Genomic DNA, 13,189 nt, shown 5'->3' on the forward strand with positions numbered 1-13,189 from the left:
AGCCGGGCCGGGATACTGGGCGCGATGACCGACCAGCTGCCAAGTCTCGCTGCACGTCTCCGCGCTCGCCGGGACCGGGAGGTCGACGACCTCCGGCACCGGTTCCGCACGGACCTGGGGACGCGCAACCGCGTCTTCGCCTGGTCCTCTGCGGGACTGGTCCTCGTCGCCGCGCTGGCCCTGACGATCCGGGCCGTCGTGCACGGACTGGGCCCGGGCGCGGTCGTGGCGGCGGTGCTCGGCGGCGTGCTCGTCCGGGCCGCCATGCTGCGCCCGGCGGCCCCGCCGCACGTGCACGGCCTTCCCGGCGTGCCCGAGCCCGCCGTCTGTCCCACGCCCGACCCGCCCGATCGCAGCCCGTTCGTCCTGACCGTGCGCTGGCTCGGCGCCGTGCTCGCCTTCGCGCTGGCCCTGGCCTCGCTGCCGGTGGTGCTCGTCGTCCTCGTCCCGCTGGCCGTCGCGGCCGCGCCGGTCGTCGCCGACAAGGTGCGGTTGTGGGGCGCCCGCCGGACCCTGCGCCGCGCCCTGCTGGCCTACGAGCCACGGTTCGTGCTCGGCTACGGCGGCTACGGCGGCGGGCCGATCCACGTCGGGATGTGGGAGCCGCACCTGCTGGCCTCGGGGGACCGCGGCGTGATCGTCGGGCTGCGGTCGCACTACTGCGCCGAGCTGCGTGCCGGGATCCGCCCGACGATGCCGTGGATCTCGGCCGGCTCGGACGTGCTGGGGGACATGCGGGTCCTGACGGTCCCGTCCATGACGACGTTCTTCTACGTCCACAACGCGCCCGGCCACCTCAAGCTCATGGGCATCCGCTCGGTCCGGCACGTGTGGTTGGGACACGGCGACTCCGACAAGTCCGGCAGCCACCACAGCCGTCACCTGCGCTACGACGTGCTGGTGGCGTCGGGTGAGGCGGCGATCGACCGGTACACACGGCACGGGGTCGACATTCCGCGCGAGCGCTTCGTGCTGCTGGGCCGTCCCCAGTCCGGCGACGTGCTGCCCGCCGCCACGCCGGTCACCGAGCTGGAGCGGCCGACCGTGCTCTACGCGCCCACCTGGACCGGCAACGGCAAGATGACGAACTTCTCGTCCATCAAGGTCGCCGACCGGATCCTGCGGGCGCTCATCGACGCCGACGTGAACATCATCTTCCGGCCCCACCCGGTCTTCCTGCGGGCTCCCTCGTGGACCGACCGGCTGGCGGCGCTCGACGCGATCCTGCAGGCCGATCACGACGATCCGACGAACGCCCGCCGGCACCTGTGGGGAGAGGAGGCCGTCCGCGGGCTCTCGGTCGCGGACTGCATGAACCGCGCCGACGCGCTGGTCTCGGACGTCTCGAGTGTGGTCTCGGACTGGCTCGCCTCGGGCAAGCCGTACCTCATGGTGAGCATGGCCCACGGTCTCGACGAGTTCGCCGAGGCCGTCCCGGTCGCCGCGGGCGGCTACATGGTCGACAAGCGCCTGACGGGCCTGGCCGACGTCCTCGACGACATGCTGCGCCGCGACCCGCTCGCCGACCGCCGGCGGCTCCTGAAGGTGCACGTCCTGGGTGATTACGAGGGTGACGAGTCGGCCCGCGCGTTCGCCGCCTGGGTGCACGAGATGGCACACACGCCGCTGGTCCGGTCCTGATCGGACCTGACAGGATGGACCCATGCGCGTCCACCTCGGTGCCGATCACGCCGGCTACGAACTCAAGAACCATCTCGTCACCTGGCTCACCGAGCACGGTCACGAGCCCGTCGACCACGGCGCCCACAGCTTCGACGCCGAGGACGACTACCCGCCGTTCTGCGTCGACGCGGCCCAGGCGGTCCTCGACGACAAGGGCTCGCTCGGCATCGTGATCGGCGGATCCGGCAACGGCGAGCAGATCGCCGCCAACAAGGTCCCCGGCATCCGCTGTGCGCTGACCTGGAGCGTCGAGACCGCTCAGCTCGCGCGCCAGCACAACAACGCCCAGGTCATGGGCATCGGCGCCCGGATGCACTCGCTCGAGGAGGCCGAGCAGATCGTCGAGGCCTTCCTCACGACGCCGTGGAGCGAGGCCGATCGCCACCAGCGTCGAATCGACCTGCTGGCGACGTACGAGGAGACCGGCACCTTTGCCTGAGGGGCACACCCTCCACCGCCTCGCGTTGGACCTGACCGGGACGTTCGGCGACAAGGTCGTGCGCTCCGGGAGCCCTCAGGGCCGGTTCGAGGCCGCCGCCCGGCTCGACGGCCGCACCCTGCTCGAGGCGACGGCTCATGGCAAGCACCTCTTCGTGGCGTTCTCCGACCTGGAGGAGCAGGTGCACGTGCACCTGGGTCTCTACGGCGCGTTCACCTTCGTCGAGGACCCCGAGCCGCCCGTCGTCGGCCAGGTCCGCTGGCGGCTCTCCTCGGGCCGCGCGACGGCCGACCTGCGCGGGCCGACGGCCTGTGAGCTGCTGGTCCCCGACGAGATCGAGGCGATCCACGCCCGGCTCGGCGCGGACCCCCTCGATCCCGCGGCGGACGTCGAGCGGGCCGCGGCCGTGGTGGCGGCGTCGCGGGCGCCCATCGCGACCCTCCTGATGGACCAGCGCGTCATCGCGGGCGTCGGCAACGTGTATCGCGCCGAGGTGCTCTTCCGGCACCGGATCGACCCGAGGGTGGCCGGTCGCGACCTGCGGCCGGGCACGTTCCTGACGCTGTGGGCGGACCTCGTCGACCTGATGGGCGAGGGTGTGCGCACCGGCCGGATCGACACCGTGCGCCCTGAGCACGAGCCCGAGGCGATGGGCCGCGAACCGCGGGTCGACGACCACGGCGGCGAGGTCTACGTCTATCGGCGGGCGGGTCAACCGTGCCTGGTCTGCGGAACCCGCGTGCGCACCGAAGTCGTCGCCGGCAGAAACCTCTTCTGGTGCCCACGTTGTCAGCGGCGCCGGTAGGGTCGGTCCGTGAGCACGACGAAGGGTCCGCGGCGCGATCCGGTCGGCAGGTACCTGTCGACCAACGCCCGCGAATGGCGGTCAGGATCCCGGGACGGCCAGATGGCCGTTCTCGCCGCCCTGATGCTGCTCACCGGCGCGATGTTCATCGTCAGCCTGCAGTGGTACTGGATCATGCCCGTCGCGATGTTCATCGTGCCGCTGATCGTCGGCGGGATGCTGTTGCAGTGGCGGCTCCACGCGGCCCTGACGGTCATCGTCCTGTTCGCCGCCACCGTGTCGGCGCTGGTCTACTCGGTGGACACCGGCTTCAACTCCTCGCGTCCGGCCTCCGCGGCGGCGCTCTACATCGCTGCGGGAATCCTGTTGTACAGCTCTTCGCGCAACCGCTCCGGACTGCCCGCCGCGCTCGGTGAGGCGATGCTGATGGAGTTGCGCGACCGGCTGCAGGCCCAAGGCGCCGTCCCGCCGCTGCCCGACGGCTGGGTCAGCGAGTCGGCGATGGAGTCGGCCGGGTCGGCCAAGTTCGCGGGCGACTTCCTCGTGGCCAACCTGTCCAAGGACGAGAAGTACCTCGAGATGGTGCTCGTCGACGTCTGTGGCAAGGGCGTCGCGGCCGGCACGCAGTCCCTGCAGCTGGCCGGTGCGCTGGGTGGGCTCATCGGATCCCTCCCGCCGCTGGGCCTGTTCGCCGCCGGCAACGACTACCTCATGCGCCAGTCGTGGGACGAGGGCTTCGCCACGGCCGTGCACGTCCTGGTCAACCTCGAGACGGGTGGCTACGAGGTGCTCAACGCCGGACACCCGCCGGCCATGCACTGGAAGCGCGACCAGAAGGAGTGGGTCGTCTCCGGTGCGCGCGGACTGGCGCTCGGCATCATCGACCGTCCGGAGTTCCACGGCACCTCGGGTGTCATCGAGCCGGGCGAGGCGCTGATGTTCTACACCGACGGCGTCGTCGAGACCCGCACCCTGGACCTCACCGTCGGGGTCGAGTGGCTGCGCGGGGCCGCCGCGATCGCGATCTCCCAGGAGATGGCCGGCGCGCCGCGTCGCATCCTGGACCAGACCGAGCCCGGCGAGGACGACCGCGCCGTGCTGATCCTGCATCGACTCCCGGCCTGACGGGTTCCGCGTGGACGAGCAGCCCGGACCGGTCACCTGGCCGTTCTACGCGACCTGCGCCGTCATCGTGGCGATGGGGATGTTCCTCATGAACGGGGGGAACAGACCGCTCGCGGGCTGGCTGTTCGTGGTCTTCGGTGCCGTGGCGATCGTCGGCTCCCTGGCGCGGGCGGCGGTGGACCGCCTGCGCGGTCACCGCGACTGAGTGGAGCGGACGACGAGATTCGAACTCGCAACATCCTGCTTGGAAGGCAGGGACTCTAGCCATTGAGTTACGTCCGCGTGGCGCCGAAGCGCCAGCACCATGATGCCACAACCACCCGTGCGGGTTCGACTCAGCGGGCGGTTCGCGAGTCCGACGTCGTGGAGATGACCAGGTCCGCCGCGGCGGGGGTGCGGTCGGTCGTGAGGTACTCCTCCTCCTGGGCGGCCCACACGTCCCACCAGGGCTCGTACGTGTCACCGTCGCGGGCCAGGGCGCGGCGGCGACGCTCGGTCTCGTCCGCCTCCAGCCACACCAGGTGGCTGAGGAACGGCCGCAACGGCAGCGCGCCCGCACCGACGCCCTCGATGATCAGGTCGGGGGTGGGCCGGACGGTCAGCCACCGCCCGGGCCGGTCGGCCGCCCAGTCCCACTGACGCGCGCGCCCCACCTCGCCGATCGCCAGGTCGGCCAGCAGGGCCCGGACGACCGCCGGGGTCTGCGCGAGTCCGTGCCATCCGGGATAGAGCCGCTCGAGGTGCAGGATCGGCGCGCCCGTCAGGTCGGCCAGGTCGAGGGCGAGGGCCGTCTTGCCCGCTCCGCTGCGCCCGTCGATCGCGACGACGCGGGTCGTTCCGCAGGCGGGTGCGCGCAGGCGGACCTGCTCGGCCAGGTGTCTCGCGGGGCTGGTGGGTTCCACTGGATCGACGCTAACCTGCTCGCCCCGTCGTGGCCAGAGCGACGGCGGGCTACGTTGGGCCCATGGAGCCCGTCCACGTCCGACTCTTCGCCGCCGCGCGTGAGGCCGCGGGGACGTCCGAGACGTCGCTCGTCGCCGGCACGCTCGGCGAGCTCCTCGACGGCCTGGCCGAACGGTTCGTGGACCTCGGGCCGGTGCTCACGCGGTGCTCCGTGCTGGTCGAGGGGATCCGCACGACCGATCGGGAGACCGTCCTGCCGCCGGGCCTCACCGTCGACGTGCTGCCGCCGTTCGCGGGAGGCTGAGTCAGCCGCCGATCGCGCTCATCGGGCGCGTCGGCTGGACGAAGGTCGGCGAGTCGATGCCGTGCCCGGCACGCTTCGCGGCGATCGACGACTCGAAGACCCGGGCGAGGTCGGCATCGGTGCCGCCGCCGCGCAGCACCGGGACGAGATCGGACTCATCGCGCGCGAAGAGGCAGTTGCGCACGTGACCGTCGGCAGTGATCCGGATGCGGTCGCAGGCCGCGCAGAACGGTGCGGTGACCGAGGCGATCACGCCCACGGTGGCCGGGCCCCCGTCGACCGTCCACAGATCGGCGGGGGAGGAGCCCCGGCCGGTCACGGGCTCGAGCTCGAACCGGGTGCGCAGGGTCTGCAGGATCTCGGCGCCCGGCACCATGGTTGCCCGGTCCCAGGTGTGACCGGCGTCGAGCGGCATCTGCTCGATGAACCGCATCTGGGCGCCGGCACCGATCGCGAACTCGACCAGGTCGACCAGCTCGTCGTCGTTGACGCCGCGCATGGCGACCGCGTTCAGCTTCAGCGGCGCGAAGCCGGCAGCGCGGGCGGCCTCGATCCCGGCCAGGACGTCGCCCAGCCGGTCGCGTCGGGTCAGCGCCGCGAAGCGCTCGGCGTCGAGCGTGTCGATCGAGATGTTGAGCCGGGTCAGGCCCGCCTCGCGCAGCGGGACGGCGAGCTCGGCCAGGCGCAGGCCGTTCGTCGTCATCGAGACCTCGGGTCCGAGGGCCGCGAGCCGGCGGACGACGTCGACGGCATCCCTGCGCACGAGCGGCTCGCCCCCGGTGAGCCGGATCGTGGTGACGCCCAGCGAGACGCAGACCCGGGCGATGCGCTCGATCTCGTCCGTCGTGAGGATGCTGTCGCGCTCGATCCACGGCACGCCTTCGGCGGGCATGCAGTACGTGCAGCGCAGCGAGCACTTGTCGGTGAGGGAGATCCTCAGGTCGCGGTGGACCCGGCCGAAGCCGTCGACGAGGCTCACAGTCCGACCCAGCCGCTCCGGCCGCTGGCGTCGGTCTGGCGCTTCCAGATGGGGACTTCGGTCTTGATCAACTCGATCAGTGCCCGGGTCGACTCGAGCGCCTCGCGGCGATGCGCGGCGCTGCTGGCGACGACCACGGCCACGTCCCCGACCCCGAGGGAGCCGACGCGGTGCGACACCGCGATCGTGGCGCCGGTGTTGAGCGCCACCGTTCCCGCGAGCGCCGTCAGGATTCCCTCGGCGTCGGGGTGCGTCTCGTACTCCAGCGCGACGACGGCGCCGTCGGCCCCGGGGTCGTGGTCGCGGATCGTGCCGATGAAGACGTCGGTGGCTCCGACGGTCGGACCGGCGACGGCGGCGAGGTGGGAGGCGACGTCCAGCGACGCGTCCACCACGCGGGCCAGGGCCACGCGTCCGGCGGCCGCCTCGGTGATCATGACTTCAGCCTAGGCGTCCTGCGTCGGGATGACAGGATTTGAACCTGCGGCCCCCTGCTCCCAAAGCAGGTGCGCTACCAAGCTGCGCCACATCCCGTGGGCACGGACAGTGTACGGCGGCCGGGCGGCGGCCCGTTTGACCCACCGCCACTGCAGCCCCGTAGACTGAACGCTGGCCTGCGTGAGGACTCCGTGGGCTGGACACGCCCAACGACGCAGGAGTCATCACGTGAAGAGCAGCACCGAATCGCTGAGCCCGACGCGGGTCAAGCTGACCATCGAGGTGCCGTTCGAGGAGTTCAAGCCGAACCTCGACAAGGCCTACAAGACCATCGGTGCCCAGATCCAGGTCCCCGGCTTCCGCAAGGGCAAGGTCCCGGCGGCCATCATCGACCAGCGCGTCGGCCGCAGCGCGGTCCTCGACGAGGCGCTGAACTCGGCCCTGCAGGGCTGGTACACCCAGGCGCTGCAGGACACCAAGACCACGCCGCTGGGCCAGCCCGAGATCGACCTGACGAAGTTCGTCGACGGTGAGCCCATCGAGGTCACCGCCGAGCTCGACGTCCGTCCCCAGCTCGAGATCCCGGATGCGTCCGAGATCGCCGTGACGGTCAAGGACATCGAGGTGAACGACGACGACGTGAACGAGCAGCTCGACCAGCTGCGCGAGCGCTTCGCCACCTTCACCGACGTCGACCGCCCGGCCGCCGACGGCGACTCGATCACGATCGACCTCTCGGCCGCCCACAAGGACGGCACGCTGATCGACGAGGCCCAGGCTGAGGGCCTGCCCTACGTCATCGGCAAGGCCACCATGCTCGACGGTCTCGACGAGGCCGTCACGGGACTGTCGAAGGGCGAGTCCGCCACCTTCTCGACCACCCTCGTCGGTGGCGACCTGGCCGGCGAGGAGGTCGACGTCACCGTCACGCTGCAGGACGTGCGTCAGACCGAGCTGCCCGAGCTCGACGACGAGTTCGCCCAGATGGCCTCCGACTTCGACACGATGGACGAGTTCCGTGCCGACCTGGTCGAGCGCCTGACGCGCGGCAAGCGCATCGAGCAGGCCGCCGAGGCCCGCGACCTCGTCCTGGAGGAGCTCGTCTCCCGGGTCGACGCCCCGATGCCCGACGGACTGGCCGAGGCCGAGCTGGCGAACCGTCGTCAGCAGATGGACCAGCAGCTCGCGATGGCCGGCCTGACCCTCGAGAACTACCTCGAGGACCAGGAGGACGGCAAGACGGTCGACGAGTTCGAGTCCGAGCTCGAGCGCGACGTCCGCGAGTCGATCGTGGCGCAGTTCGTCCTGGACCAGCTGGTCGAGGAGAACGAGTACGACATCGACAACGACGAGCTGAGCCAGCACATCATGCGTCGGGCCCAGCAGTCCGGCGAGGACCCGAACTCCTACATCCAGCACATCATGGAGCACAACCACGTGCCCGAGATGATCAGCGAGGTGCTGCGCGGCAAGGCGCTGGCGTCGCTCGTGGAGTCGGCGAAGGTCACGGACCAGTCCGGCAACGTCGTCGACCTGGCGAACCTGCGTGCCGACGGCACGGTCGGCGGCGACGAGCCGGCCGACGAGTCCGCCTCGGAGTGACCCTCCGGCGGGCCCTGCCCGCCCGAACGACAGAGCCGGTGCCCTTCGGGGCGCCGGCTCTTTCGTTGTCCGGGCGCGACACGCCGCGCGGGCCTTGACCGCACTGCGTGGGCCGGGCAGAGTAACCGAGTGTTACGCGCCACCGGAACCTGATGCCGTGGCTCTCGGGATAGCTCGAGACCCCGCAGGAGAAGATCCGTGAAGGTGCGCCCCCTCGCCGCCAGCGCCGTGGCCTTGCTGGCCGGCCTCCTCACCGTCTCCCTGACGTCCGTACCGGCGTATGCGATCGAGGACGGCGGTGTGTCCGCAGCCGCCGCAACGGCCTCGCCCGGCTCGGTCCTCGAGCAGGCTCCGGCGCCCGGGGCCCTGGCCGCCCTCGGGATCGCGCCGGCGGATGCGACGGCCACCCGGGTGCTCTACGCGTCCACGGGCGTCCGGGGTGAGGCGACGCCCGTCTCCGGCTTGGTGATCGTCCCGAAGACCCCGTGGCGTGGGCCGGGGGAGAGGCCGCTCGTCGCGGTCAGTCCTGGCACGCAAGGCCTCGACGACCGCTGCGCCGCCAGCCGGCTGATCGAGTCCGGCCGGCTCAACGACGGCACGTGGATCAAGCAGTTCCACACGGCGGGCTACGCGATCGCCATGACCGACTACGAAGGACTCGGCACGCCCGGCGACCACCCGTACGCCGACAACGTCGTCCTCGGCCACAACGCCCTCGACGTGGTGCGGGCCGCGCGACAGCTCGGTGTCTCGGTGACCGCGCCCGTGTTCCTCCAGGGATTCTCCGAGGGCGGCGGCGCGACGGCCGGGGCCCTGGAGCTGGCCCCGAGCTACGCCCCCGAGCTGCCCATCGCGGGCGGCCACGCGACCGCGCCCACCGGCGACCTGACCGCGATCGGCGTGCGCCGTGGTCCCGACGTGTACCGGCCGTTGCTGCTCCTCGCGGTGGGCGTGCTCGACGACGACGCTCCGGCGTCCGGATGTCCGCCGGTGGGACTGCCGCGCGGGCTGACCGATCCTGAGGCGTTCGGTCCCACCGCCACGGCGACCCCGGAGCCGCCGCCGACGAGCCGGTCGCGCATCGAGGTGCCGTTCGCGGTGACGGCCGCATGGGCCGACGAGATCGTCCCTCTTCGCTCGGTCAAGGAGGCCGCGAAGCAGTGGTGCGCCCGGGGCTCGCGGATCGTCTACTCGACGTCGTGGGCGCCCTCTCACCTCGCCTCCGGGTACGAGGGTGGCGGCCAGGCCGTGCGGTTCTTCGGCGACGTCCTGCGCGGCAAGTCCTTCGAGTCCACCTGCGACTGGCTGTTCTGAGGTCCGCGCCCCGAGATCGGGGCGGGAATCGCTGGGCGCCTGGGGCACCATGGACGCATGACCTCGACCGCTCGCACGACCGACGTCGCCGCGCTCGCGCTCGAGTACGGCGACCGGGTCGTCCTGGGCACGGTCCGCGACGTCCACACGGCGGTCGCCCACCGCGTCTTCGGTGCCACCCGGATCGTCGGCAGCCGGGTGCCGGAGGCGATCCACGACGCGGTCGCGGGCACGGTCTACGGCTCCCTCTCGCGGGCACTGCGGGCCTCGGGCACCGCCGCCCGGTCGATGGCGGCGCACGGCGTGGGTGCCCCGGTGGATGGTTCGAGGGTCGGCCGCCAGGTCCGCTCCGCGGTCAACGGGCTGGTCGGCGACGAGCTGCGCCTCATGGGCGATCCCCAGGCGATCACGATGTCCCTGCGCCGCGACGGCACGGACATCGCCGCGACACCGTGGAAGCTGCGCCAGGCCTATCCCGACGCGACCGGCCACCTCGTCGTCCTCGTCCACGGCCTGTGCGAGAACGACGAGTCCTGGCTGCGCCGGGGACCGAGCGCCACCTACGCCGAGCGCATCGCGGCGGACACCGAGGCCACGACCGTCCTGCTGCGGTACAACACCGGCCTGGACGTCTCCGAGAACGGCCAGCACCTCGACGAACTGCTCGAGCAGGTCGTCGCCAACTGGCCGGTCGCGGTGCATCGCATCACGCTGGTCGGGCATTCGATGGGCGGACTGGTCGTCCGTGCGGCGACGAACCGGGCCACCGTGGCCGGGCACCTGTGGCCGCACCGGGTCGGTGACGTCGTCTGCCTCGGCACGCCGCACGCCGGTGCGAACCTGGAGAAGGCCGCGCACCTGGGGTCGCGCGTGCTGGGGTTCTGGCCCCGGTCCACGCCGTTCGGCACGATCCTGGACTCCCGCTCGGCAGGCATCGTCGACCTGCGCCACGGGTACATCTCGGCCGACGAGTGGGAGGGCCAGGACCTCACGGCTCGCTGGGGTATGGACCGCATCGCGGCGGCGCCCCTGCCACATGCGGAGTACCACTTCGTGGCGGCCGGGCCCGTCGGGCCGGCCGCGCGGTCGGAGTACCTGCCGTCGGCGCACCACTTCGCGTTGCTGAACCATCCCCGGGTCGGCGACTGGCTGGTGGCCTGGATCAATGCCAAGCCGCGTCAGGTGCGCAGCCTCGGCTCCTGATCTGCGTGTGAGACAGGTCACCCCCATGTGACACCTTCGCTGTCACGGTCGGTTAGGCTCGCGGAGCACCGACCGACGAACCAGGGAGACGACTGTGGCGAACCGTGACGAGATCTCGGCGACGATCGACATCGAGGCGCCCCCGGAGCGGGTGTGGGAGCTGGTGAGCGACCCGGCGAAGATGCCCCGTTGGAGCCCGCAGTGCCGCAAGACGATCGTGCGTGGCAAGGGTCCTGTCGGCGTCGGCACGACCACGGTCAACATCAACCGCCGCGGTCCGCTGTTCTGGCCCACGCGCTCGAAGGTCGTGGAGTTCGTGCCCGCGAAGCGCTTCGCCTTCTCGATCGCCGAGAACGGCACCGTGTGGTCCTACGACCTCGAGGCCACGGCGACGGGCACCCGCCTGACCGAGAGCCGTCACGCGCCCCACGGGGTCTCGGCCCTCTCGAACTTCCTCACCAGCCGCGTGCTCGGCGGCACGGACAACTTCGAGAGCGAGCTCGAGGACGGCATCCGCCAGACACTCGACCGGATCAAGGCCGCCGCCGAGGGCGGTGTCACGCCGGGAAAAGCCTGAGCGGCGGGGTCCCGCCGCTGGAGACCTCGACGTTCATCCCCGCTCCGGCCGAGCGGGTCTGGGAGGTCCTGCAGGACCAGCGACGGATGCGCCGCTGGAGTCCCGAGACGTGGGCCCAGCTCTTCCTGCCGCGTCGGCTGGCCCCCGGCCAGCTCTCGGTGAACCTCAACAAACGCAAGGCGTTCATCTGGCCGACGCTCAGCCGGTACGTCGCCGTCGAGCCGCCCGAGCTGCTGGCGTTCCGCGTCTACGGGCCGGGCGCCCGCTGGTCCTACCGGCTCGAGCCGCAGGACGGCGGCACCCGCCTGGTCCTGCGCCGCGATCTCCTCGGTGGCCGGCGCACCCTGATCAGCCGCGTCATCGCGACGCTGGCCCTCGGCGGGATCGAGGAGCACGACGACGAGCTGGTGGTCGGAATGGACCGGACCCTCGACGCGATCTCGGCCGACGTCACCGTGCGCGGTGCATGACGTGCTGTACGCCGATGGCGAACACGGGTGTCGGGCGCGTGTCTGTGTCCGTCCCGCGGTCTAGGGTCGGTGACGTGAACGCACCCATGAACCCCCAGATGGCCGTCGAGGCGGGTCCCTCCGACCTCGACGGGCACATCTACAACCGTCTGCTGAAGGAACGCATCGTCTTCCTCGGCTCGGAGGTCCGCGACCAGAACGCGAACGCGATCTGCGCGCAGCTGCTGTTGCTCAACGCCGAGGACCCCGAGGCCGACGTGTACTTCTACATCAACAGCCCCGGCGGCTCCGTCGACGCGGGCATGGCGATGTACGACACGATGCAGTTCATCTCGAACGACGTCGTCACCGTCGGCATGGGCCTGGCCGCCTCCATGGGCCAGTTCCTGCTCGCGGCGGGCACGGCCGGAAAGCGCTTCGCGCTGCCGCACACGCGCATCATGATGCACCAGCCCTCGGGCGGCATCGGTGGTTCGGCCTCGGACGTCAAGATCCAGGCCGAGCAGTCCATCCTGCTGAAGAAGCAGCTCAACGAGCTCCAGGCCAAGCACACCGGCCAGAGCGTCGAGCAGATCGAGGCCGACGCCGACCGTGACCGCTGGTTCACGCCCGCGCAGGCCAAGGCGTACGGACTGATCGACGAGATCGTCAACACGGCAGGAGACGTCCGATGAGCTACTACATGCCCCAGTGGGAAGAGCGCACGTCCTACGGCTTCCGTCGGATCGATCCCTACACGAAGCTGTTCGAGGACCGCATCATCTTCCTCGGCACGCCCATCAGCGACGACGTCGCCAACGCGGTCACGGCCCAGTTGCTGTGCCTGCAGTCGATGGATCCCGATCGTGACATCAGCATCTACATCAACAGCCCGGGCGGCTCGTTCACCGCGCTCACGGCGATCTACGACACGATGCGCTACATCAAGCCGGACGTGCAGACGTTCTGCCTGGGCCAGGCGGCCTCGGCCGCCGCGGTGCTCCTGGCCGCCGGCACCCCGGGCAAGCGCTTCGCCCTGCCGAACAGCCGCATCCTGATCCACCAGCCCTACACCGAGGGCACCGGTGGCCAGATCTCCGACCTGGAGATCCAGGCCAACGAGATCATCCGCATGCGCGAGCTGCTCGAGAAGATGCTCGCCGAGGCCTCCAACAAGACGCCCGAGGAGGTCAGCCGGGACGTCGAGCGCGACAAGATCCTGACGGCCGCCGGTGCTGTCGAGTACGGGATCATCGACCAGGTGCTCGACACGCTCAAGACGCCGCTCTGAGCGACACGCTCCGACGCAAACGCCGGTGACGTTCCCTCCACGGTGCACAGCTGTGGCATCGTGGGGGGACCGTTCGG

At 71.1% G+C, this 13,189-nt stretch carries 16 protein-coding genes and 2 tRNA genes; 13 read left to right on the top strand and 5 right to left on the bottom strand.

What is annotated here, in order from left to right; genetic code table 11:
• Positions 1-24 precede the first annotated feature (24 nt).
• Genes H9L21_RS03565 through H9L21_RS03585 form a run of 5 tightly spaced genes read left to right on the top strand, consistent with a single transcriptional unit; the run spans position 25 to position 4,257 of the window.
• On the top strand, positions 25-1,641 hold the full coding sequence (locus H9L21_RS03565) for a CDP-glycerol glycerophosphotransferase family protein (protein WP_154595658.1): 1,617 nt from the start codon (positions 25-27) through the stop codon (positions 1,639-1,641).
• 22 nt (positions 1,642-1,663) lie between these two features.
• Positions 1,664-2,122: a ribose-5-phosphate isomerase gene (locus H9L21_RS03570; RefSeq protein ID WP_154595657.1), complete on the top strand. Its 459-nt coding sequence runs from the start codon at positions 1,664-1,666 to the stop codon at positions 2,120-2,122.
• Entirely contained in the window at positions 2,115-2,927 is an 813-nt protein-coding gene (locus H9L21_RS03575) for an Fpg/Nei family DNA glycosylase (RefSeq protein WP_154595656.1), read from the top strand. Before H9L21_RS03570 ends, H9L21_RS03575 begins: the two co-directional genes overlap by 8 nt.
• 9 nt (positions 2,928-2,936) lie before the next feature.
• Positions 2,937-4,052: a PP2C family protein-serine/threonine phosphatase gene (locus H9L21_RS03580; RefSeq protein WP_154595655.1), complete on the top strand. Its 1,116-nt coding sequence runs from the start codon at positions 2,937-2,939 to the stop codon at positions 4,050-4,052.
• Between the two features lie 10 nt (positions 4,053-4,062).
• Entirely contained in the window at positions 4,063-4,257 is a 195-nt protein-coding gene (locus H9L21_RS03585) for a hypothetical protein (protein WP_154595654.1), read from the top strand.
• Between the two features lies 1 nt (position 4,258).
• On the opposite strand, the gene H9L21_RS03590 is transcribed toward H9L21_RS03585, so the two are convergent.
• Together H9L21_RS03590 and H9L21_RS03595 are read right to left on the bottom strand one after the other, a co-directional pair.
• Positions 4,259-4,334: transfer RNA gene (locus H9L21_RS03590), tRNA-Gly, on the bottom strand.
• Positions 4,335-4,387: 53 nt separating this feature from the next.
• Positions 4,388-4,954, bottom strand: a complete 567-nt coding sequence (locus H9L21_RS03595; protein WP_154595653.1) for a nucleoside/nucleotide kinase family protein — start codon at positions 4,952-4,954, stop codon at positions 4,388-4,390.
• Between the two features lie 62 nt (positions 4,955-5,016).
• Between H9L21_RS03595 and H9L21_RS03600 the strand changes: the two genes are divergently transcribed.
• Positions 5,017-5,259: a MoaD/ThiS family protein gene (locus tag H9L21_RS03600; protein ID WP_154595652.1), complete on the top strand. Its 243-nt coding sequence runs from the start codon at positions 5,017-5,019 to the stop codon at positions 5,257-5,259.
• A gap of 1 nt (position 5,260) precedes the next feature.
• On the opposite strand, the gene moaA is transcribed toward H9L21_RS03600, so the two are convergent.
• The 3 genes from moaA to H9L21_RS03615 all read right to left on the bottom strand — a co-directional run bounded on the left by moaA (position 5,261) and on the right by H9L21_RS03615 (position 6,772).
• A complete protein-coding gene (gene moaA / locus H9L21_RS03605; protein WP_222865843.1) occupies positions 5,261-6,238 on the bottom strand; it encodes a GTP 3',8-cyclase MoaA in 978 nt (325 codons plus the stop codon).
• Positions 6,235-6,675 (bottom strand): molybdenum cofactor biosynthesis protein MoaE, encoded by a 441-nt coding sequence (locus H9L21_RS03610; RefSeq protein ID WP_154595650.1) that lies wholly within the window; start codon positions 6,673-6,675, stop codon positions 6,235-6,237. The genes moaA and H9L21_RS03610 overlap by 4 nt, the downstream gene beginning before the upstream one ends.
• A 23-nt stretch (positions 6,676-6,698) precedes the next feature.
• Positions 6,699-6,772, bottom strand: a tRNA-Pro gene (locus H9L21_RS03615).
• Positions 6,773-6,904: 132 nt separating this feature from the next.
• Between H9L21_RS03615 and tig the strand changes: the two genes are divergently transcribed.
• The 7 genes from tig (at position 6,905) to H9L21_RS03650 (ending at position 13,112) form a co-directional block, all read left to right on the top strand.
• Complete coding sequence (tig, locus tag H9L21_RS03620; protein WP_187411762.1) at positions 6,905-8,278, top strand: trigger factor; 1,374 nt, start codon at positions 6,905-6,907, stop codon at positions 8,276-8,278.
• A gap of 198 nt (positions 8,279-8,476) precedes the next feature.
• The gene (locus H9L21_RS03625) at positions 8,477-9,592 is read left to right on the top strand and encodes a lipase family protein (RefSeq protein ID WP_154595648.1); all 1,116 of its coding nucleotides are present in this window, start codon (positions 8,477-8,479) and stop codon (positions 9,590-9,592) included.
• Positions 9,593-9,649: 57 nt separating this feature from the next.
• Entirely contained in the window at positions 9,650-10,795 is a 1,146-nt protein-coding gene (locus H9L21_RS03630) for a lipase family alpha/beta hydrolase (RefSeq protein WP_154595647.1), read from the top strand.
• Between the two features lie 94 nt (positions 10,796-10,889).
• Positions 10,890-11,372 carry an SRPBCC family protein gene (locus H9L21_RS03635; protein ID WP_187411763.1) on the top strand — a complete coding sequence of 161 codons (483 nt, stop codon included), beginning with the start codon at positions 10,890-10,892 and terminating at the stop codon, positions 11,370-11,372.
• A 17-nt stretch (positions 11,373-11,389) separates the two neighbouring features.
• On the top strand, positions 11,390-11,842 hold the full coding sequence (locus H9L21_RS03640; protein WP_255467494.1) for an SRPBCC family protein: 453 nt from the start codon (positions 11,390-11,392) through the stop codon (positions 11,840-11,842).
• A gap of 98 nt (positions 11,843-11,940) precedes the next feature.
• Positions 11,941-12,516, top strand: coding sequence for an ATP-dependent Clp protease proteolytic subunit (locus H9L21_RS03645; RefSeq protein WP_373681478.1), 576 nt, complete (start codon positions 11,941-11,943; stop codon positions 12,514-12,516).
• A complete protein-coding gene (locus H9L21_RS03650; protein WP_154595645.1) occupies positions 12,513-13,112 on the top strand; it encodes an ATP-dependent Clp protease proteolytic subunit in 600 nt (199 codons plus the stop codon). The genes H9L21_RS03645 and H9L21_RS03650 overlap by 4 nt, the downstream gene beginning before the upstream one ends.
• The last annotated feature ends 77 nt before the right edge of the window (positions 13,113-13,189 follow it).

Origin of the sequence: Aeromicrobium senzhongii (assembly GCF_014334735.1) — a bacterium.
In the GTDB taxonomy this organism is placed as follows: Bacteria; Actinomycetota; Actinomycetes; order Propionibacteriales; family Nocardioidaceae; genus Aeromicrobium; species Aeromicrobium senzhongii.